A 20,367-nucleotide genomic window follows, 5' to 3' on the forward strand; every position below is an offset into this window, starting at 1 on the left:
CTGTCATCCTCCTTGGAGGGAAAGGGAATTGCTGGTGGATCCGTGGCGTCGCAGGTTTCCGAGGAGGACCTGTACGAGGTGCTGGGTACCAGGTATTGCGTAGTCCGGATGGCGAACCGCCACCGACACGTTGGCCTGCAAGCCCTGCCACTGCCGGCGGTCCAGAGCGCCACGCATCGCCTCGCCCAGTTCGCGTACCGAGCCGGTGGCGGACCGGACGTCCTGGAGTGCGGCCAGGGTGCGGACCAGCGCGGTCACGGCACGTGCGCGGCCCATGCTGAGCAGCACGGTGCTCCAGAGAGAGCCCAGGTGCCGGGCGGTCGGAGGGTGCCGCTGGAGCAGTTCCGCGGTCAGCGGTACCCCTGGGGTGAGCCCTTCGGCTTCGAGGACCTGAAGGACGGATTCGAGGGCCAGGGTCCGATCCCTGGGGTCCCGGGCGTGGGCCAGCTGGGTCCGGAAGTAACGGAGGGAGAACTCCGCGCGCTCGGCCTCCGCTTCGGCCGCGGCCGTCGCAAGCAGGAGCACCAGCGAACGGCGTGCCGCGGCCGCCACCCGCTGTCCGCGGACGGTCATCCCCCACAGGCAGTTGAGCGCGTCCAGCCGGTAGAGGGCCCCGGCCTCGCCGGCGAAGGCCATCGCCGCCGTGATGGCGCGCAACTGCCTGTTGCCCCGCTTCGACCAGCTGAGGGCGGTGGCGAGTGCCTGCGGTGCCAGGCGCTCGTCACCGCACATGAACTGCAGGACGAAGGCCGCGGTCAGTCGCTGGCTGCTGAGCCCGTCCGACCAGGACGGGAGGAGGTTCTCCTCGACCTCCGGCAGGGCGTGCCGGGCCAGCAGCGCCACGCCCCGCGCCACCTCTTCCCGGACCCGGGGGCCGCCCTCCAGGGCCAGCTGGTTGAGCCAGCGCCGCAGCGGATACCAGAGCTCGTAGCCGTACAGTGCGTGCAGTTCGCCGATCACCAGCCCCCGGACCCTCGGAGAGGCGAAGACGATCGTCCGCTCGCTGCGGCACCGGTCGCCCCGGTGCACCGGAGCGGCGATCCCGGACGCGCGGGTGCTCCACGCGGCCCGGCTCTGCCGCAGGGGCGGCCGGGTGACCGGGACGGCGTCCTCGTCGGACACCGGCTCGCCGGCGGGCCGGTCCCCGTTGCGCACGTAGTCATCGAGGAGCACCACCAGCTCCTCGAAGGTGCGCTCAGGAAGCCCCTCGGCGAAGGCCAGGGCCGCGATCGGGAGCAGATCCTCGCGCCCGGGACTCTTCTGGAACCACTCCCGGACGGTCTGCTTGGCACTGTCCCGCAGGTCCTCCAGCGCGGCCTGCGTGCCGTTGGCGAGTTGCCGGGCGGCCCGGACGATGTCCCTGGGCCGCCACAATTCCGCCACGAGCGCCCGGAGTTCGTCCAGGGTCGCGGCGGGCAGCTGGCTGAGGAAGGCGGCTCCGTACATCTGGTCCGCGCAGTGCTCGAAAAGCGGCAGCGGGCCCGGTGGGGTCCAGGGCACGCAGTGGGCCTTCAGCGCCAACCGCCGTCGGTCGGCCGGAGAAGCGGTGAGCACCAGATAGGAGCCGCGGCGGCGCAACTCGTCCTGGAGCTTCTTGAGGTTGTAGTCCTGTACCGCGTCGGATTCCGTCTCGCCGGCGTAGTCGAGGATGACGTACCCGCTCGCGGGCTTGACGGTCCCCTTCGCCGCGAGGTGGGTCAACGAGTTCGCGGGGGACAGGCTCCGGAGCGCGGCATCCTCGCCCAGCAGGTCCCGCAGCATCGCGAACGCCCCGGCCCGCCGCCCGCTGCCCTCCTCCCCGGCCAGCACCACCAGGTGGTCGGACTGCAGCCGGCCGGCGGTTTCGTCATACGCGTCCGGGTGTAGGTAGTGCGCCAGTACCCGGCCGATCTCGGCGGGTTCGACCAGGCCGGGTGCCAGTCCCGGGGAGGTGGCGGCACCGAAGCCGAACACCGATTCCGCTGCGTCGACCCGGCCGTAGAAGGTGTTGTAGACCTGCTGGACCCGATGGTTCAGAGCGCCGGTCAGCTCGTGGTAGTCCTGTTGGTCGGCCTCCAGGTCTCGGGCTTCGAGGTCTTGGGCGGCCGGGTCCGGGTGGCCCGGCGCGGGGTGCGTGCTCCCGTCTCCGGCAGGGTCCGAAGCGGGACCCGCCGGTCCCGGTACGCCGTCGTCCGGTGCCTGGCGAGGCGGTACTTCCCCCGTTCCGGAGCCTGCCGGCGCCGTTGCGTCGTCGGGCTCGTGGTCAGCCATCGGTGGATCCGAATCCGACGACCCCACCGCGCAGGTCCACGGGCGCGTGGAAGTTGTTGACGTTGAGGTTCCGGCTCTTGTAGGTGCTACGGATCCCCGGGCCCGGATGGCCGGCCGTGGGGTGTTCCGCGCTGTTCGCCGCGCCGGTCCGGGCCGCGGCGGCCGGGTCCCTGGAGCCGTCGGCCTCCGGAGCGGCGACCACCGGGTCCAGAGCGTCCGGATCGTGGCCCGGTACCCACAGCCAGGCCGTCGACTCGCATTCCTTCTCCCGGATGTCCACCCGCCGGAAGGCGGACCGGGGAAGCGTGGTGTGCCCGCCGGCCACGGTGTTCAGGAAGACCGTGTCGGACAGGGCGAGCACCAGATCGGCGTCGTCCGCGGCGGCCAACGCGGCGCGGAGTGGGCCGGAGTTGAGCAGTCGGCAGGTGGTGACCACGGTCCGGCCGGCGAAGCCGTTGTCGGCGACCTCCACCGGCCCGTGGTGGATGGCGGCCCGCACCCTCATCCGCGCGCTGCGCACCCGGTCCTCGTTGTAGGCGAACAGCACCGCCGTGATGTGGCGGATGTAGTCGTCCACGATCCGGGGTTCGGAGCCGTCCATGGGGGCGACGGCCAACTGCTCGTCGCCCTTGGCCTGGATGTGCCATCGGGTCCGGTCCAACGCCGCATTGTGGGCGGCCCGGGAAAGGAGCCGGGGGAGATCGTGCTGGATTTCGGATTGCCGGCGGTCGTTGTTCCCTCCGTACGACTGGACGTCCAGGGCAATGCACGTGCAGGGGTAGTACCCGGCCTGATCGGCCACTTGTTCATTCCTCCCTCACATCTCACGGACTTTCCGCGAGGTGTGAGGGAGAGGCTAGGAGTGCCGGCGAGAAACGAACCCGTATTAATACGGGTTCTCGGCTTCGATTTTCGCGAATTCCAACAGCTGCGGAATGTCACTGATCGATATCTGACGGTAGCTGCGCTCGATCAGGCCGCGTTGGGACAGTGCGGCGAGCGCCTTCTCCGCGGTGGGGAGGGCCAGTCCGGCGAGTGATGCCAATTCCGACTGGGTGAGGGTGACGCCGAGCGCGCAGCGCCGCCCGTTGGCGCCGCTGGCCGCCTGTCCGTAGGTCTGGGCCAATTCGGCGATCACCCGGGCCAGTCGGGTCGACGCGTCGTAGGCGCGGAAGTCCAGCCGACGGCGGTTCGCCCAGCGCAGCCGGGCGCTCATCATGCGGTACAGCGCGGCCATGGCGTCCACATGCCCGCTGAGGAAGGTTTCCAACGTGCGCCGTTGGATGATCCGCGCGGTGACCTCACCGCAGGCGATGACGGTGCCGGAGCGCGGTTCGTCCTCGAACGCCGCCATTTCCCCGACCAGATCGCCGGCCAGACGAATCGCCAGGAGCATGTCGAAGCCGTCCGCCGAGCTCGTCACCACTTTGACCACACCGTGGGTGATCAATAGGACATGACTGCTCTCATCGCCCTGATGTAACAAAGTGCGATGTGCCGGGTATTTGGCCAGGGTGCCCAATTCCAGGGCGGCGGCGAGCGATGTGGGCTTCAGTCGGCCGAGGAAAGTGGCGAGCGGCCACTCGCGCCTCATCGGGTCGACTCGCCGGCCCGGGGCCTGCGCGAACTGGTGCGTAACTTCAGCATGTTCTTTTGCCCCCATTGCGATGTCGTTCGCGCACGCACAGCGGTACTCGGCGCACGTCCCCCTATATTGCCGCCGGTGGGTGAATCGTGAAGCAAAAGAACGGCTTTGGCTGAATTCCGTGCCGGCCCGCGTCCGGGCACCCGCCCGGCGGTGGCGGACTCGTCATGGAAGATCCGGAAACGGCCGCCGCAGCCGCAGAAGGAGGGTCGTGGCGGCGCATGCGGCAACTGTCGCCACGGGACGCTCGAACGCGATGGCGAGCATTATGCGCCGTCACCGTTCCGGACGGGGCGCCGCGTCACGGCGCTCCCGGTTGCCCTGCCGGATGCGAAGGGGCCGGTGCGAGCTCCCGGCGCGGGCTCCCGCACCCGAAGCGCGACGTCGAGACGATCCGCCAGTGACGACGTAAGTCCCTCGAACGATGCGTCGAGTCAGGCACCGCCGTTGTCACGTCTATGGCGGGCCAGGCGGCGGGCCAGTCAGCGCACCGGACCGTGGACAGCGTCGCGGGCGCGGCTGGCTCCGCCACCGGCAAGTGAGGGACAGCGATCCCAGCAGGCGGGTGCGCCCGACAGCGGTGCGAGCCGAATCTCCCGCTAGGCGGTCATCGTCTCGACGAGCCAGGCCAAGTGCCCCTCGGCCCGGTCGTGCAAGTCCAGCACGCCGACCACCGGAACGGCAAAGAAGAGCAGGAGGTTCAGCAGACCGGCCACGGCGTTGGCCGTGGCCGACATGCGCAGCTCGCCCCGCGCGGTACCGTCTGTCTGTAATTGCGCTATCGCCTTCCGTAGTCGCGCTGGCAGGATCGAGCCTCGCGGCGCGGGTGCCGCGTAGCGCGACCCAGTGGGCGAGGGGATCAGGCCGATATGGGCACACGCGAGGTTGTGTTGATGACCGATCACGGCTCGACGGAGGGCAGTCGTCCCGCTCTGGCCGCTGCGGTCGAGTTGCTCACCGGACGACCACCCGTACTGATCGATGCGCGGCACTTCATGACGGGTGGGGTCGGTCGGACGCATCTCGTCGACTCGGGAGTCCGGTTCGAGGTGCCGGCCGAGGGGCTGATGGTGACGCCTTCGGCTGTACTCATCTACGAGGTTCAGCCTCCCGAACGCCGCAGTTTCGCCCCGTTCCAGCGACTGCTGAGCCGGCACGGGGTGGCGTCGCTCGGAACGGACGCCAGTGCCTGGCGGGCGGCCACCGAAAAGAACCTCATGGTGGAACGGTTCGCCCAGCACGGTATCCGGCATATGGAAACCATCAGCCTGTCCCGGCCCAGCGCACAGGAAGCCGTCGCGGCATTCGAGAGGCTGGGCCGCAATGTCTGGGCCCGGCCGGTGCTGGGCACCTGCGGAAATGACGTTTTCCACGTCACCACTCCTGAGCAACTGCACGCCGCGGTCGGCTACTACGCCCGTTCCGAGCAGGACTGGTTGATCTCCCGGGATGCCGACAACTTCAACTCCGACGGGCTGCGCCATCAGTTCCGTGTGTCCGTGCTGGACGGGCGCCCGGTACAGGCATGTGAACATGTCCAGGCCGATCCGGATGCTCCCTGCAACGAGGCCCAGGGAGCGGGCTGCGCCCCCTTGCCGATCGGTGATCTGCCCGCAGAACTCGGCAAGTTGGCCGTCTCGGCCACCGAGTCCATGGGGCTTCCCTTCGCCGGCGTCGACCTCGCCGTCGAGAACGGTGGCGTGGTGTTCGAAGTCAACGTGCACCCGATGCTCGGCTCGGTGCACCCCGCGGAGTCGGTTGCGGTCCCGTACGTGGAAGCGCACCTGGCCATGCTGTGATCAGGCAAGCGGACCCCTGGTCCCCACCGAGCGGGCGAGACGACTGGCGTCGGCAAGCTGCTACGGCCGTCTCTGACGCTGTGGGCGTGCGGGGCCGTTGGCGGTAACGCGGAGCCAGCCCGTCGCGCGGCGGTGGCGGCCGCAAGGTAGGCCAGGTGATAGCCCCCAGCCGGTTGTCGCCCGTCGCCGCGATCAGGACCAGGGCCGCGACTCCGGCGCTGGAACCGATCTGCTGCGCAACGACGTTCACCGCTCCGGCGACCGCGTGCTGGTGCGGCGGAACGCCGGTGCCGGCCGGATGCTGGCCGTCACCGACGGGCACCGGCACCACGAGTTGCGCGCGATGCACATCCCGGACGGGGTGGACCTCATTGTCGCCGCGCATTCGCACGCCTTCATCGGCTGCCAGACACGAGCCAGGGCCGCCGTCGCGACCATCGGTTATCGCCCCAGTCTGCTGCCGTTGCACCGCGGCCGGGACGCGATCCGATGGACGGTTCGCGACGGCGACAAGGTGACGAGTGGGAGTGTCTACCACCTCACCGAGCGCACCGACGGCGGCCCGATCGCCGCACAGGAGCACCTGTTCGTGCCCCCGGGCTCGACCGCACAGAGCCTGTGGCGCGAGCACCTGGCCCCACTCGGTGTGCGGTTGCTGGTGCGGGTGGTCACCGACCTCGCCGAGGCCGGCGGATCGAGGTCCCGCAGGACGAGAAGATGGCGACCTGGGAGCCGGCAATGGACACGCCACCCCTCTTCAAACCCGAACTCATCGCACTGCCCGGAACGGCGTTCGTCGATGGCAGCAAGTGGGCACTCCACGCGCGGTGAAAACCTAACCAACTGGGCTGCAAACGCGAGGACGGCTGCGCACCGGCTGCGCACCGGCTGCGCACCGGCTGCGCACCGGCTGAGCACCGGCTGCGCACCGGCTGCGCACCGGCTGAGCACCGGCTACGTACCGACTTCCGCTGCCGCCCCTCCTCGTCCCCCCAGCCTGCACTCTGGCGTGGCCCCGGCCGGCGCGGGCCGAACGAAAGGCGCCTGACCGGCGATAGTCCAGGTCAGGCGCCTTTCGTTCGAGCCCCCAGAAGAACCCGAGCTGCTTCGGCGAGTAGCTCACCAACAGGTTCTTGGTCTCTTGGCGGTACGCGACCTTCTCCCTTCTCTGACCTGTAGCAACGGGTGGAAATGCGCGAGGCGAAGCCGAGTTGGTCCGCGCCTGGCCCGGATCTTGGTACGGGGTGCCAGCGGGGGAGCTTCCCGCGGTACTCCATGGCAATGTTGCAGCCGCCGTCCAGCCACCCGGGTCAGCCCGACTTCGGCGGCTTCTGCGCGTCGAAAGCGAAGAGAGTGTTCTTGGCCGCGGCCACGATCACCGCACGCCCCGCAAGAGTCACCCGCGGGCTTGCGCCCGACCCGCCCGTCAAACCATCGGCCTGCGGATCTGTTGTCCACAGGGTTTTGCCATCGTGCGGCGACAGCGCGACCACCCGGCCGGTGGCCGAGCTGAAATACAGTGCGTCGGCTCCCGCAACAGGACCCGACGCACCCTCCACACCAGTCTGCCGCGACCACTTCTCCCGGCCGGTCGCGGGGTCGAGTGCTGTGACGAGACCGGTCTGCCCGCTCACGTAGACGGTGCTGTCCGCCATGCCTGGCGTCCCCGCGTATGTCTTGGCCAGTCGGGAGTACGTGACCTTCCGCGACGCCGGGTCCACCCGCGCCACCCCGTCGTAGCCGGCCGACTCCGTTCCCTGCATGTGTACTTGCAGGAGTACGAGCCTGCCGTTGGCGACGCCCATCGGCACGGCGGGGCCGTTGACCGCGATGGGCCTGCCCAGTGTCCCCGAGGCGCGGTCGACCGGGTACAGGGTGGGGTGGCGCACCGCCAAGGCATCCACTTCCGCATTCGTCGCGCACATCGCGACGAGCTGTGGGCCCACCGGGACGGGAGCGCACTGCGTACCCGCTGGGAATGGCGACGTCCATGTGACGTGACCGCTGTGCGCGTTGCGGGCCTCGAAGCGGGAGTTGGAAGCATCGACCGTCACGACGTCGGAGCCGACCACGATGGCGTCCTGAGTCCGACCCGTGACGGCCGCCGACTGGGCGCCGGACGGCACGGACCACAGCTCTCGGCCGTTGTTCGCGTCGATGGCCACCACCTCGCTGGGAGGGTCCTGCGGGGCGTCCTGGGCGGCGAAGCGGTAACCGAGCACCGTGTCTTCGGTGGCGCCCACCAGGTGCATGCCGTTGACGGGGACGCCGGGGCTCTTCGCCGTCCACACCCGCGAGCCGTCCCTGGCCCTGATACGGGTCGCGACAACACTGCCGCCCCCGCAGAACAGCGCGTCGCCGTGCGCGACGCAACGCAGCTCGTCGGGGATGTCCGGGCGACCGCCCGGCACGGCCTTGTGCCACGGCTCGAAGCCGTCCGGGAGCGCGGCACCCGCCGCCGCAAGGCTGTTGCCCTTGTCGCCGCCGCTGTTCCCCCCGAAGCCGCCCGCCTTCCATGTGGCGACTCCCCCGCCGATCGCTGCCACCGCGACCGCGGCCGCGAGCACGGGACGCCATCGGCGACGTAGTCGGCGGCCGATGGGGGTGCCAGTGCTCCCCGTTTCGGGACCGGCCGGGGTGGTGGTCGGGGGTGCCGGCGCCGGGGCGGCCGGCGCCGCGAAGTGATGCTGGGTGATCATGTCGCGGGTGCGGCCCGCGCCAACTTCCCTCGCGTCGGTCTGGCCGAGGTCGGCCGGCAGGTCCCGTAGCAGCACGAGGAGTTCGTCCGCCGAGGGGCGCCCGTCGGGTTCCTTGGCCAGGCACGACTCGACGACCGTGCGCAAGGCCACCGGCACGTCATCGAGCGACGGCTCCTCGTGCACCACCTGATACGCAGCGATGTAGGGGCTGTCCGCGTCGAAGGGCCCGTGGCCCGTCGCTGCGTACGCCAGCAGCGTCCCCAGCGAGAAGACATCGGACCGCGGCCCCACATCACGCGGCGCCTGCAACTGCTCGGGCGACATGAAGGGCGGCGTACCGATGACCCGCCCTGTGATCGTCAGCGTCTGCTGGTCCACGGCGCGCGAAATGCCGAAGTCGATGACGCGTGGGCCCTCGGGCGAGAGCACGACGTTCGAGGGCTTCAGGTCACGGTGGACGACCCCCACCCGGTGGATGTCCCGCAGCGCCTCCGCCAGCCCGATGGCGAGCCTCCTCAGCTCCGCTCCGCTCAGCGGACCCTTCGTGGCGATGCGCCGGGCGAGCGTGTGCCCCTGGATATAGGTCGTCGCCATCCACGGCTGCTCGGCCTCAGGGGCAGCGTCGACCACGGCGGCGGTGAACGCGCCGCTCACCCGCCTCGCCGCCGCCACCTCCTGCCGGAAGCGGATGCGGAACTCGTCGTCCGCCGCGAACTGGGGGTGGATCAGTTTGATCGCGACAGGTCGCCCCGAACTCGTACGGGCCAGAAAGACCGTGCCCATGCCACCCGAGCCGAGCCGCGCCTCCAGCGGATAACCGCCGATCTCGGCTGGATCACCTGCGCGCAGCGACACTCTTCCCGACCTCCCGTCCCCCGTGCACCTCTGCCACCACGGGCCTGCGTACCTGTCCTGCACACAAATTAGCCGCAGGGCAGTACAGCAGAGCACAGCGGGTGACGAACAGGGGCCCCAGGGCTGTTCCCGTGCCGCACTTGACGAAGCCCCGCCAAGAGGAGGGCGGATTCCAGGGGTTGTCGCAACACCACGGTCGGTTGATCACGCCGCGAGCAGTTCAGACAGGAGCTCGGCCGGGGTTTCCCAGCCGGGGGAGCTGACTGCGTACCTGGCTTTGATCCACGATGTCGGTAAGGGGACGTGTGTGTGGCAGGACCGTCTTCGGCCGTCGAACGTGAGGGCGGCGGCCGGGAGGGGGTGGAGCACAGCTCGCGGGCACGTTTCTCGCCGACCAGTACCCGAAGTTGCCCTTCGGGGCGGTGGTCTTCGAACACCACGGTGGCATGCCGGCTAGGGAACGGCTCAAGAACGAGCTACTGCGCGCGATGGCAGGCGGCGACGAAGCACAGCGGGTGGCGGAGGCGATCCGTGCTGTGGAGGCAGTGGTGTGGACGGACGACGGCGGGGTGCACGAGGTGCACTTGCTCAAGCGCCGTGCCCAGACCACCACCCGGCCTGTTCCCATCCCCCCGCAGTGTGTACGCATGCTCCGTGCGCACATCGAACGCTTCGGTGTGGCGCCGGACGGACGGCTGTTTCGGAACCAGGCGGGGCAATTATGTGGACTTCGCGGCGTACGGCACTACGTGGAAGCGGGCAAGGGAGTACGTCCTGACCCGCACGGAGCGCGCCTGCGGCCTGGCCCAGCGGCCCTACGACCTCCGGCACGCAGGGATCTCCTTCTGGCTGTACTCCGGCGTGGACCCCGCCGAATGCGCTCGCCGGGCGGGCCAGAGCATCGAGGTCCTCTTCCGCCACTACGCCAAGTTCCTGGATGGCGTGCGGGAACAGGCCAACCGGCTCATCGAGCAGTCCATGCAGGAGTGGGAGCGCATCAGCCAGGGTGCGGTGACTGATGGCTGAGCCGGGGCTTTGGTCCGTGACTGGTCCGGAAGCGCTGGTCAGACGCGGGAGGAACTGGGAGTTACCACGTAAACCTGGCCCGACTGTTAGCGGGCCGAGGGAGAGGCGCCTGATGGGCAAAAGCCCAGGTCAGGCGCCTTTTCTTGTGCGCTTAGAAGAACCCGAGCTTCTTCGGCGAGTAGCTCACCAACAGGTTCTTGGTCTGTTGGTAGTGGTCCAGCATCATCTTGTGGGTTTCGCGGCCGATGCCGGACTGCTTGTAGCCGCCGAAGGCGGCGTGGGCGGGGTAGGCGTGGTAGCAGTTGGTCCATACCCGGCCGGCCTGGATGGCGCGGCCCGCGCGGTAGGCGGTGGAGCCGTCGCGGGTCCAGACGCCGGCGCCGAGGCCGTAGAGGGTGTCGTTGGCGAGGGCGATCGCCTCGTCGAAGTCGCCGAATGGGGCCACCGCCACGACCGGGCCGAAGATCTCTTCCTGGAAGATCCGCATGTCGTTGTTGCCCTCGAAGATGGTCGGGCGGACGTAGTAGCCGCCCTCCAGTTCGCCGCCCAGCTCGGCCCGGGTGCCGCCGGTCAGGACCTTGGCGCCTTCTTTCTGGCCGATGTCGAAGTAGGAGAGGATCTTCTCCAGCTGGTCGTTGGACGCCTGGGCGCCGATCATGGTGTCGGTGTCGAGGGGGTGGCCCTGGACGATCTTCTCGGTGCGGGACACGCCGGCCGCCAGGAAGTCCGCGTAGTGACCGCGTTGGATCAGTGCACGGGACGGGCAGGTGCACACCTCGCCCTGGTTGAGGGCGAACATGGTGAAGCCTTCGAGGGCCTTGTCCTGGAAGTCGTCCGCGGCGTGGGAGACGTCGTCGAAGAAGATGTTGGGGCTCTTGCCGCCCAACTCCAGGGTCACCGGCCGCAGGTGCTCGGACGCGTACTGCATGATCAGCCGGCCGGTGGTGGTCTCACCGGTGAAGGCGATCTTGGCGACCCGGGGACTGGACGCCAGGGGTTTGCCCGCCTCGACGCCGAAGCCGTTGACGATGTTGACGACGCCCGGCGGCAGCAGATCGGCGATCAGGCTCATCAGGAAGTGAATCGAGGCGGGTGTCTGTTCGGCGGGCTTGAGGACCACCGTGTTGCCGGCGGCCAGCGCCGGGGCCAGCTTCCAGGTCGCCATCAGGATCGGGAAGTTCCAGGGGATGATCTGGCCGACCACCCCGAGCGGCTCGTGGAAGTGGTAGGCGACGGTGTCCTCGTCGATCTCCGAGAGGGTGCCCTCCTGGGCGCGGACCGCGCCCGCGAAGTAGCGGAAGTGGTCGATGGCTAGTGGGATATCGGCGGCCAGCGTCTCCCGCACGGGCTTGCCGTTCTCCCAGCTCTCGGCGACCGCCAGCGCCTCCAGGTGGTGTTCCATCCGGTCTGCGATCTTGTTGAGCACGGCGGCGCGGTCCGCCGCGGAGGTGCGGGCCCATCCGGGGGCGGCGGCGTGCGCCGCGTCCAGGGCCCGTTCGACGTCCTCGGCCGTACCGCGGGCGACCTCGGTGAACGGCTGTCCATTGATCGGTGTCGGATTCTCGAAGTACCGGCCCTGAGCGGGCGCGACGAACTCACCGCCGATCCAGTGGTCGTAGCGGGGCTGATAGCTCATCACGGCATCGGCGGAACCGGGGTTCGCATAACGTGCCATGGGGCGGCCTCCCAATTGATCGCGCGGCGCGGCCCGCCGCTGCCGTGCGGCGGGCGGTGGGGGGAGGCTAGGGCGGCGAAGGTTGCGCGAACGTTGCGCGGGGGAGTGGGGGCGCGCGGCCGGTGTCCGGACCGTGGCATCAGCGCGTGGCGACCCCCGTGCGGAAGTGGCTGCTGGCGGTCAGGCCGTACTCGGTGCGCAGCCGCCCGGCCGCCGCGTCGGACGCGGTGCGGGCCGGGGAACGCTCCGGCAGGGCGTCCACCAGGGCCTCCCGGATCTCCAAGTCGTGCTCGCCCCAAGGGGTGAGCGACCAGGCGCGTAGCTGGTCCGGGTCGGCGGCGGTGAGCAGCGCCCGGCGCATCCGGTCCTCCAGCGCGGTGCGCAGTCGGCGGATGCCGGGGGCCTCGGACGAGGGCAGGAGCGGGCCGCGGTAGGTGTCGAGCGCCAGGGCGAGGTGATGGTTCGTCAAGTCGCTTTGTACGGAGGCGAGATCGGTCTCCAGAGGGGTGCTCAGGCGGTAGGGGCGGGAGTGCAGCAGCGAGCCGACCAGTTGCCGCAGTCGGGACAGCTCGGCGCGCAGGGTGACCGGGCGCATCTCCCGCTCGCCGTAGAGCAGTACCGCGAGCTGATCGCCCGTCAGCCCGGCTGGGTGATGGGCCAGCAACACCATGATCTCGCTGTGTCGGCGGCCCAGGCGCAGCCGCTCGCCGTTGCGCACCAGCAGTGCCTCGTCGCGGCCGAGCGCCGTCAGGAAGTTTCCCCACTGCCTGGTGGAATCGGTCAGATGCGACTCGGCGGCACGTGCGGTGGCCTGCACCAGGGCGAGGCTGTGCGGGCTGGCGAGATGGTCGCCTCCGGTGATGTCCACGGCGCCCAGCAGGCGCCCGGTCCGCAGGTCGTGCAGGGGGGCGGCGGCGCACGTCCAGGGCTGCACCCGGCGGTTGTAGTGCTCGGTGGCGAAGATCTGGACGGCGTGGTCGGCGGCGAGCGCGGTGCCCGGTGCGTTGGTGCCGGCGTGGGGTTCGTCCCAGCGGGCGCCGACCACGAAGTTCATCTGTTCGGCGCGGCGCAGCACCCCGCGGTGCCCCTCCACCCACAGCAGTCGCCCCTGCGGATCGCAGACCGCCAGCAGATGCGCCCCGTCCTGGGCGATGCTGCCCAGCAGTTCCCGGAAGACCGGCATCGCCCGGGCCAGCGGATGCGCCTCGCGGTAGCTGTGCAGTGCGGCCTCGTCGAGTTCGACGGGGACCTCACCGTCCGGTGCGGCGCAGGCCCGGGCCGAGCGGCGCCAGGAGTCGGCGACCACCTGTCGGACCGGCGGCGCCACCGTTCCGTCGGTGAGGAACGCCTCGTGCGCCCGGCGTACCGTGCGGATGCGTTCGCCCGGGTCGGCGCCCGCTTCCATCGCCAGCCAAGGGTTGACCACGCGTCACCTCTCCGTTGCGGCTCCTGCCTTGTACGCCGATGGTGCTCGTACCGGCCGGGGGCGTAAACCCCGCAACGGGCGTGTTGGCTCAACCGCCGCCGGCGGTGCCGTTGGCGGTGTCGCCCGCCTGGAGCCGTAGGCCGTCCGCCACGATCAGGTCCGAGGTCACCAGGGCCTGCTCGGCGGTCACCCGCGTCATGTAGACGAACGGCGGGACGACCGGCGGAACGGGGAGGGTGTCCGGGGTGAAGGTGAGGCAGAGCACCCCCTCGATGCAGCCGCTGAACTTGGTGAGGTAGAGGGTCACCGCGCCCTTGAGGTCCAACGCATCGGCATTCAGGCGGAGTTGGGGGCCCTGGTGGTCGTGGGTGGTGAGGCGGTAGTCGGTCAGGGACGCCGCCTTCATGCGCAGCACCATCACCTTCAGCGGTCCGGCGGTGGTGGGGACGGTCGTGACGCCGGCCAGGGTGAATCCCTGGGGGGCGAAGCGGGTGGTGGTCACGGTTGGTGCGACGGGGGGTGCCGGGGTGCTGGTCGCGTCGGCTCGCTGTGCCGGGCCGGCAAGCGCGGTGAGCAGGGCGATCGGCAGGCCGATGGCGAGCGCCTTGCTGCCGGTGCCGCGATGGGACGGCGTACGGTCCGCGGGGTCCGCTCCGGGAGGTCCGGTCGGTCCGGTGCCGTCGGGGTCGGGGTCGGGGTCGGGGTCCGGCGCCGTCCCGGCGGGCTCCGTGGCGTTCGCGCTCGCCCGGCCCGCGTCCGCCGCGTCCCGCACCGGCGTCCACCCGAATCCCCACGCGCTGCCTGCGATCCCCAGTCCCATCCCCACCAGGAACCCACCGAGATTGGTCGCGGCGAACGAGAGCACCGACAGGATCAGCGCATTGATGCTCACGTAGTGGTGTGCGGCCGGCGTGCACCACAGGAACACCCCGGCCACCATCAACGCCAGTCCGATGCCGAGCGCGGCCAGTCCGCCCAGTCCCAGGCTGACCAGGACGGTCAGCGGCGACAGCGGTACCAGCAGCAGTTCGGCGCCGCCCAGCAGAAGCAGCAGCCCGGCCCAGAACGGCCGGGTCCGCCGCCACCGCCGGAACGCCGCCCGCCGCTCCGGCCAGGGCAGCGTCCGCTCCAGTCGGGCGCCCCACCGTGCCCGGCGCGCGCTCAGAAACACGTCGTGCCGTCCAGGCTGACGCTCACCCGTAGCCCCTTGAGGCGGAAGTTGCCGCCGGTGGCGGACCAGGCGTTCGACTTGACGCCGGCCACCTCGATGTTGCCGGCCTGGAGTCCGAACTTCCCCCGTGGGCCCTTGACCCCCGGCACCGTGTCGAGCGTGCCGGCGTCCCGGCCGATCTGGGCGGTGCCGAACCGGGCGTCGCCGACCAGGTCCTCCCCGTCGATGATGAGGTTGTCGGCGCGCACCGGCCCGGCCCGGCCGCCCGCGGTCAGCTTGAACACCACCGTTCCCACCGGCGTCTTGACCTGCGCGGCCTGGCAGATGTCGGTCAGGTCGGCCTTGCCGATGCCCAGGAGGGCGACCGGGTGGCCGCGGTCGTCGGTGTCGCGGTCGGTGTGCACGTACGAGGCGAGACCGGAGCTGGTCAGCTTGCCGGACGAGACCTGGAAGTTGGTGCCGGACACCGCGAACGAGGCGGCCAGGGCGCCCTGGGCCATGGCGGTGGCCAGTGCGCCCACGGCGATGACGGCCGGCACCGCCACCGCCGCGGTCTTCTTCCAGGAGGTCCGCCCTTCGGGCGCCCTGCCGTTCGGTGTGCTCACTGCGTCCTCCCCGGGGCAGCGGTCGAATGCGCGAGGGAAGTGCTTCATGGAGCTGTCCGCGGGGGTCCGCCGCGGACCGGAGAGCGCAGGTGACGTTCTGTCATACTGCGCAAAACTCTTGGCAGTTGAAGACTAGGGCGGATTTTGAATAAGAGTCAACAGCACGGACACGCGGCCTCGCGGAGCGATCGCGGCACCGCGCGGTACCAGGCACGTCGCGCCGAACTGATAGCCACCGGAAAGAAGCTGTTCGCCGACACCTCGTACGACGCGCTGTCGATGGACGACATAGCGCGCCAGGCCGGGGTCGCCAAGGGCCTGATCTACTACTACTTCACCAACAAGCGCGGCTACTACTTAGCGATCATCGAGGACGCGGTGGCCGAACTCGTCGAACGCGCCGGCAGCAACCACGACCTACCGCCCGTCGAACGCGTCCGGCGCACCGTCGACGGCTATCTGCGCTACGCCCAACACCACCAGGCCGCCTACCGCACGATCGTCACCGGCGGGGTCGGCTTCGACGCCGAGGTGTTGGCCATCCGCGCCGGCGTCCGGGCCCGGCTGCTCGGCACCATCGCGCGGGGTGCCTGGGACCGGGACGAGATCCCGCCGCTCGCCCGTACGGCGTTGACCGGCTGGCTCTCCAGTGTCGAGGGCGTCACCCTCGACTGGATCGAGGAGCAGGAGTTGCCGCGCGAGACCGTGGTGTCGCTGCTGGTCCGCGGGCTGGGCGACACCCTCCGACTGATCGAGGAGTGCGAGCCGGACTGTCCGGCGCCGCCCCGACCACCGGCTTGACGAAGTGTCAATTACGGTCCGTGCGGCGGCCGGACGCTGCCGAGCGGGCGGAAGACTGTCGTCTCCCGCCCGCTCGGGTTCCCCGTTTTACAGTGCGGCCCTTCGACGGGGTGGTGCCCCGTGGTCGCGGCTACTTGATGGCGTTGATCAGCTCGCCGTCCGGGGTGTCCCCGCTCAGCTCCCAGAAGAACGTCCCGGCCAGTCCCTGGGCGTCCTTGTAGGCCATCTTGGTGCCGATGGTCTGCGGGGTGTCGTAACTCCACCACTGGTCACCGCACTTGGCGTACGCGGTGCCGCCCACGGTGCCGGTGGCCGGGCAGCGGCTCTTGATCACCTTGTAGTCGTCGATGCCCGCCTCGTACTTGCCGGGCGCCGCGCCGGTCGCGGTGCCGCCCGGCGCGTCCTGGGTGACGCCCGACCAGCCGCGGCCGTAGAAGCCGATGCCCAGCAGCATCTTGTCCGCCGGCACGCCGAGCTTCTTGAGCTTGGCGATGGTGTCGGTGGTGTTGAAGCCGGCCTTCGGTATGCCGTCGTACGACGTCAGCGGGGAGTGCGGGGCGGTCGGTCCCTTGGCGTCCCACGCGCCGAAGTAGTCGTAGGTCATCGGGTCGTACCAGTCGACGTACTGTGCCGCGGCCCCGTAGTCGGTGGCGTCCATCTTGCCGCCGTCCGAGGCGTCCGCGGTGATCGCCGCGGTCACCAGGCTGCTCTGGCCGAACTTCTCCCGGAGCGCCTTGAGGACCCCCGTGAAGGCGTCCTTGCCGCTGGTGTCGCAGGACAGGCCGCAGGCGTTGGGGTACTCCCAGTCGACGTCGATGCCGTCGAAGACGTCGGCCCAGCGCTTGTCCTTGACCAGGTCGTAGCAGGACTGGGCGAACGCCGCGGGGTTCTTGGCGGCCTCGCCGAACCCGCCCGACCAGGTCCAACCGCCGAACGACCACAGCACCTTGAGGTTGGGGTGCAGCTTCTTGAGCTTGCGCAGCTGGTTGAAGTTGCCGCGCAGGCCGTTCGGGTCGTCCCAGGTGTCGGCCTTGCCGTCGACGCTCTGGTCGGCGGTGAACGCCTTGTCGTAGTCGGCGTAGGAGTCGCCGATGGCGCACTTGCCGCCCTGGACGTTGCCGAACGCGTAGTTGATGTGTGTCAGCTTGGCCGCGGAGCCGGAGGTCTCGATGTTCTTGACCTGGTAATTGCGGTCGTAGATGCCCCAGTTGGTGAAGTACCCGACGACCTTGTTGCCGGCCGCGGTGGTCCGGGCCGCGGTGACCGGGTGGGCGGCGGTGGGGGTGGCGGGCGACGGGTGGGCGGAGGCGGAGCCGGCGAACAGGGTGCCGGCCAGGGCCGCGGTACACAGGGCGGTCGCGGCGGCGATCAGCTGCCGTGGCGCTCGCATCCGGTGGGGTCTGAGCATGTCGTCTCCTCGGAGGGGGCGAGGGTGGAGCATGGCGGCGTTCCGGCTCACATGCCTGCCGAATTGGCATGAACGCGCGGAACGTTGGGGGAGAAGTTAGAAGGACTAGACCACTGCGTCAATGGTTCGGACCAATTTCCCGGTGGTGCTGCCGGCCCGCCCCATGGTCCGGATCCGCACGGCGATTGATGATCAACCCGTGACGCCGGGCCGCCGATCGGGCATACTCCTAGCGCCACAGCCGCAGGTCATCGCCTTCCGAGACCCGGAACGCGATCATCGGCGAGGCACGACGGAATCCGGCGCCGCCGCCCACCCCATGCGTGCGTCGCCGCAGCGCCCGAAAGGGAGGAGAGCGCCGCCATGACCGAGTACGTCCCCCCGCCGGTGGACCGCAGGCTGCCCACCGAGGAGGCCCGCGATCTGATGGCCCTGGTACGGGAACTCGCCGAGCGCGAGATCCGGCCAACCGCCGCCGAAGAAGAGGAAGCCGGCCGCTTCCCCCGCGCCCTGTTCACCCTGCTCTCCGAATCCGGCCTGCTGTCGCTCCCGTACGCCGAGGAATTCGGCGGCGGTGACCAGCCCTACGAGGTCTACCTCCAGGTCCTGGAGGAGCTCGCGGCCGCCCGGCTCACCGTCGGCCTCGGCGTCAGCGTGCACACCCTGGCCTGTCACGCGCTCGCCGGATTCGGCACCAAGGAGCAGCGCGCCGAGCACCTCCCGGCCATGCTCGGCGGCGGTCTGCTCGGCGCCTACTGCCTGTCCGAGCCCGCCGCCGGCTCCGACGCCGCCTCCCTGACCACCCGCGCCACCCGGAGCGGTGACATGTGGACCTTGGAGGGCACCAAGGCATGGACCACCCACGGCGGGGTGGCCGACTTCTACACCGTCCTGGCCCGTACCGGCGACAGCGGCGCCCACGGCATCACCGCCTTCCTCGTGCCCGGTGACGCCGAGGGGCTCAACCCGGCCAAACCCGAGCTCAAGATGGGCATGAAGGGCTCCCCGACCGCGCAGCTGCACTTCGACGGGGTCCAGGTGCCCGACTCCCGCCGTATCGGCGAGGAGGGCCAGGGCTTCACGATCGCCCTCTCCGCCCTGGACTCCGGCCGCCTCGGCATCGCCGCCTGCGCCATCGGCATCGCCCAGGCGGCGCTGGACGAGGCCCTCGCCTACACTGCCGGGCGCCGCCAGTTCGGCCGACCGGTCGCCGACTTCCAGGGCCTGCGGTTCATGCTCGCGGACATGGCGACCCAGGTGGAGGCGGGCCGGGCGCTGTACCTCAGCGCCGCCCGGCTGCGCGACGCCGGCCTGCCGTTCTCCAAGGAAGCGGCGATGGCCAAGCTGTTCTGCACCGACTCCGCGATGCGGGTCACCACCGACGCCGTCCAGCTGCTCGGCGGCTACGGCTACACCCTCGACTTCCCGGCCGAACGCTACATGCGCGAGGCCAAGGTGCTGCAGATCGTCGAGGGCACCAACCAGATCCAGCGGATGGTGATCGCCCGGCACCTCGCGGGTCCCGAGTCACACTGAGTCACCGGGGGCGGGGCCGGCCGGTGCCCCGCTCCGCCGGCCGTTCCGTACGACCGCCGACCGTTCCGTACCGCCGCCGGCCGTTCCGTGCGACCGCCGACCGTTCCGTACCGCCGCCGGCCGTTCCGTGCGACCGCCGACCGCCGATGATCGACGCCCGCTCCCGGACCGCGCGCCGCCCGTGCCCTCAGCGGTCGTCCCCTCCGGTCGCCGCCCCGAGCTCCTTCATCCCGGTGGCCGTCCCGATCGCCACCACCACGGCGCCCGGCGCGGTCACCAGGTCGCGAGCCACCGCCACCGCGACCGCGGACGACGGTTCCAGCAACAGCCCCTCCGCGGCCAGCCGCCGGTATTCGGCCATGGTCACCTCGTCGTCCACCGCCACTGCGGTGCCGCCGGTGCGCCACAGGGCGTCGAGCCCCTGCCAGCACGGCCGCTGCTCACCCAGCGAGAACGCCACCGACGGGCCCGCGTCCACCTGGGTCCGCTCCTGCTCGGCCCGGTCGGAGCGGCGCAGCGCGGCGGTGAACGGCGCCGCCGGCGCGGCCTCCGCGGCCACCAGTCGGGGCACCTCGGCGATCAGCCCGGCACCCGCCAACTCCCGGAAACCGCGGGCGATTCCGGCCAGCAGATCGGCCCGGCTGGTGGGCACCACCACCGCATCGATCCGCCGCCCCGCGAAGTCCCGCGCCAGCTCGTGGGCGACCGACTTGTAGCCCTCGTTGGCGTACGGGTTCCCGCCCGGCGACGGCGCCGAGAAGCTGGTCAGCGGGTACCACCCGTGCTCCGCGACGGCCTCGGCCATCGCCGCGTTGCGCTCCGCCGTGCCGCCGCGGTGCACCACCCGCTCGGCCCCCAGCGCGTCGATCTGCGCCCGGAGCCCGGCCGGTACCGCGTCGGTGGTGAACACCACGCAGCGCAGTCCGGCCCGGGCGGCGTAGGCCGCGGCCGCCGCCCCCGCATTGCCCGAGGACGCCGCGACCACGGTGTCCGCACCGGCCGCCAGCGCCGCCGCCACCCCCACGGACATCGCCCGGTCCTTGTGCGATCCGGTCGGATTGCCGCCCTCGTATTTCAGCCACAACTCGCCTGCGCCGATGGGTGGTTCAGGCGCCTCCGGCGGTGCGGTGCGCAGTCGCACGACGGGGGTGTTCCCCTCGCCGAGGGTGACCGGCGGGCCGGACACCGGCAGCGCCGTCGGCCAGCCCCACGGGCCGCCCGGGTACGCCGCGAGGTCCAGGCCGGTCAGATCCGCCAGCGGGGGTGGGGTGTTGACGCCGACGCCGTCACGGGCGCAGGACGAGCAGCCGGTGAAACCGTCCGCGGCGCGGCCGCAACGCGGGCATTGCAAGGGGGCAGGGGGCATCGTCGTCGCTCCTGGGGTCGGGGCCGGGCCACGGTGGACGAGCGTGACGGTAACAGGCGTAATGCCACTGCGCCACCTACATCTCTCGGAGGTGTGGCCGCCCAC

Annotated in this window: 16 protein-coding genes; 5 read left to right on the plus strand and 11 right to left on the minus strand. The window is 70.6% G+C overall.

Annotated features, from left to right (window positions below; translation table 11 throughout):
• Positions 1 to 3 precede the first annotated feature (3 nt).
• From ACO0M4_RS11285 to ACO0M4_RS11300, 4 genes are all read right to left on the minus strand, one after another.
• Positions 4 to 2,250: a hypothetical protein gene (locus ACO0M4_RS11285; RefSeq protein WP_430369735.1), complete on the minus strand. Its 2,247-nt coding sequence runs from the start codon at positions 2,248 to 2,250 to the stop codon at positions 4 to 6.
• The gene (locus tag ACO0M4_RS11290) at positions 2,243 to 2,911 is read right to left on the minus strand and encodes a hypothetical protein (RefSeq protein ID WP_430369736.1); all 669 of its coding nucleotides are present in this window, start codon (positions 2,909 to 2,911) and stop codon (positions 2,243 to 2,245) included. Before ACO0M4_RS11290 ends, ACO0M4_RS11285 begins: the two co-directional genes overlap by 8 nt.
• Before the next feature lie 225 nt (positions 2,912 to 3,136).
• Positions 3,137 to 3,913 (minus strand): Crp/Fnr family transcriptional regulator, encoded by a 777-nt coding sequence (locus ACO0M4_RS11295; protein ID WP_430369737.1) that lies wholly within the window; start codon positions 3,911 to 3,913, stop codon positions 3,137 to 3,139.
• Between the two features lie 581 nt (positions 3,914 to 4,494).
• Positions 4,495 to 4,632, minus strand: coding sequence for a hypothetical protein (locus tag ACO0M4_RS11300; protein ID WP_430369738.1), 138 nt, complete (start codon positions 4,630 to 4,632; stop codon positions 4,495 to 4,497).
• 156 nt (positions 4,633 to 4,788) lie between these two features.
• Here ACO0M4_RS11300 and ACO0M4_RS11305 point away from each other — a divergent pair, with 156 nt between their 5' ends.
• The gene (locus ACO0M4_RS11305) at positions 4,789 to 5,694 is read left to right on the plus strand and encodes an ATP-grasp domain-containing protein (RefSeq protein WP_430369739.1); all 906 of its coding nucleotides are present in this window, start codon (positions 4,789 to 4,791) and stop codon (positions 5,692 to 5,694) included.
• A 298-nt stretch (positions 5,695 to 5,992) separates the two neighbouring features.
• Positions 5,993 to 6,742, plus strand: a complete 750-nt coding sequence (locus ACO0M4_RS11310; RefSeq protein ID WP_430369740.1) for a formyltransferase family protein — start codon at positions 5,993 to 5,995, stop codon at positions 6,740 to 6,742.
• Positions 6,743 to 7,004: 262 nt separating this feature from the next.
• Here the strand turns inward: ACO0M4_RS11310 and ACO0M4_RS11315 are convergent, their stop codons facing one another.
• Entirely contained in the window at positions 7,005 to 9,248 is a 2,244-nt protein-coding gene (locus tag ACO0M4_RS11315; protein ID WP_430369741.1) for a protein kinase domain-containing protein, read from the minus strand.
• 654 nt (positions 9,249 to 9,902) lie between these two features.
• On the opposite strand from ACO0M4_RS11315, the gene ACO0M4_RS11320 reads away from it, so the two are divergent.
• Complete coding sequence (locus tag ACO0M4_RS11320; RefSeq protein ID WP_430369742.1) at positions 9,903 to 10,274, plus strand: hypothetical protein; 372 nt, start codon at positions 9,903 to 9,905, stop codon at positions 10,272 to 10,274.
• A 151-nt stretch (positions 10,275 to 10,425) separates the two neighbouring features.
• Here ACO0M4_RS11320 and adh read toward each other — a convergent pair whose 3' ends face one another.
• From adh to ACO0M4_RS11340, 4 genes are all read right to left on the minus strand, one after another.
• Complete coding sequence (gene adh, locus ACO0M4_RS11325; protein ID WP_430369743.1) at positions 10,426 to 11,949, minus strand: aldehyde dehydrogenase; 1,524 nt, start codon at positions 11,947 to 11,949, stop codon at positions 10,426 to 10,428.
• 139 nt (positions 11,950 to 12,088) lie between these two features.
• Positions 12,089 to 13,375: a GAF domain-containing protein gene (locus ACO0M4_RS11330; RefSeq protein ID WP_430369744.1), complete on the minus strand. Its 1,287-nt coding sequence runs from the start codon at positions 13,373 to 13,375 to the stop codon at positions 12,089 to 12,091.
• Between the two features lie 88 nt (positions 13,376 to 13,463).
• Complete coding sequence (locus tag ACO0M4_RS11335; RefSeq protein WP_430369745.1) at positions 13,464 to 14,546, minus strand: DUF6114 domain-containing protein; 1,083 nt, start codon at positions 14,544 to 14,546, stop codon at positions 13,464 to 13,466.
• The gene (locus ACO0M4_RS11340; RefSeq protein ID WP_430369746.1) at positions 14,537 to 15,151 is read right to left on the minus strand and encodes a DUF6230 family protein; all 615 of its coding nucleotides are present in this window, start codon (positions 15,149 to 15,151) and stop codon (positions 14,537 to 14,539) included. Before ACO0M4_RS11340 ends, ACO0M4_RS11335 begins: the two co-directional genes overlap by 10 nt.
• 144 nt (positions 15,152 to 15,295) lie before the next feature.
• Here ACO0M4_RS11340 and ACO0M4_RS11345 point away from each other — a divergent pair, with 144 nt between their 5' ends.
• Positions 15,296 to 15,952 (plus strand): TetR/AcrR family transcriptional regulator, encoded by a 657-nt coding sequence (locus tag ACO0M4_RS11345; RefSeq protein ID WP_430369747.1) that lies wholly within the window; start codon positions 15,296 to 15,298, stop codon positions 15,950 to 15,952.
• 130 nt (positions 15,953 to 16,082) lie between these two features.
• Here the strand turns inward: ACO0M4_RS11345 and ACO0M4_RS11350 are convergent, their stop codons facing one another.
• Positions 16,083 to 17,360: a glycoside hydrolase family 18 protein gene (locus tag ACO0M4_RS11350; protein WP_430369748.1), complete on the minus strand. Its 1,278-nt coding sequence runs from the start codon at positions 17,358 to 17,360 to the stop codon at positions 16,083 to 16,085.
• A 363-nt stretch (positions 17,361 to 17,723) separates the two neighbouring features.
• Between ACO0M4_RS11350 and ACO0M4_RS11355 the strand changes: the two genes are divergently transcribed.
• On the plus strand, positions 17,724 to 18,896 hold the full coding sequence (locus ACO0M4_RS11355) for an acyl-CoA dehydrogenase family protein (protein WP_430369749.1): 1,173 nt from the start codon (positions 17,724 to 17,726) through the stop codon (positions 18,894 to 18,896).
• Between the two features lie 187 nt (positions 18,897 to 19,083).
• On the opposite strand, the gene ACO0M4_RS11360 is transcribed toward ACO0M4_RS11355, so the two are convergent.
• A complete protein-coding gene (locus ACO0M4_RS11360) occupies positions 19,084 to 20,262 on the minus strand; it encodes a threonine synthase (RefSeq protein ID WP_430369750.1) in 1,179 nt (392 codons plus the stop codon).
• Between the last annotated feature and the right edge of the window lie 105 nt (positions 20,263 to 20,367).

This window comes from Streptomyces sp. RGM 3693, from assembly GCF_050471125.1.
In the GTDB taxonomy this organism is placed as follows: Bacteria; Actinomycetota; Actinomycetes; order Streptomycetales; family Streptomycetaceae; genus Streptomyces.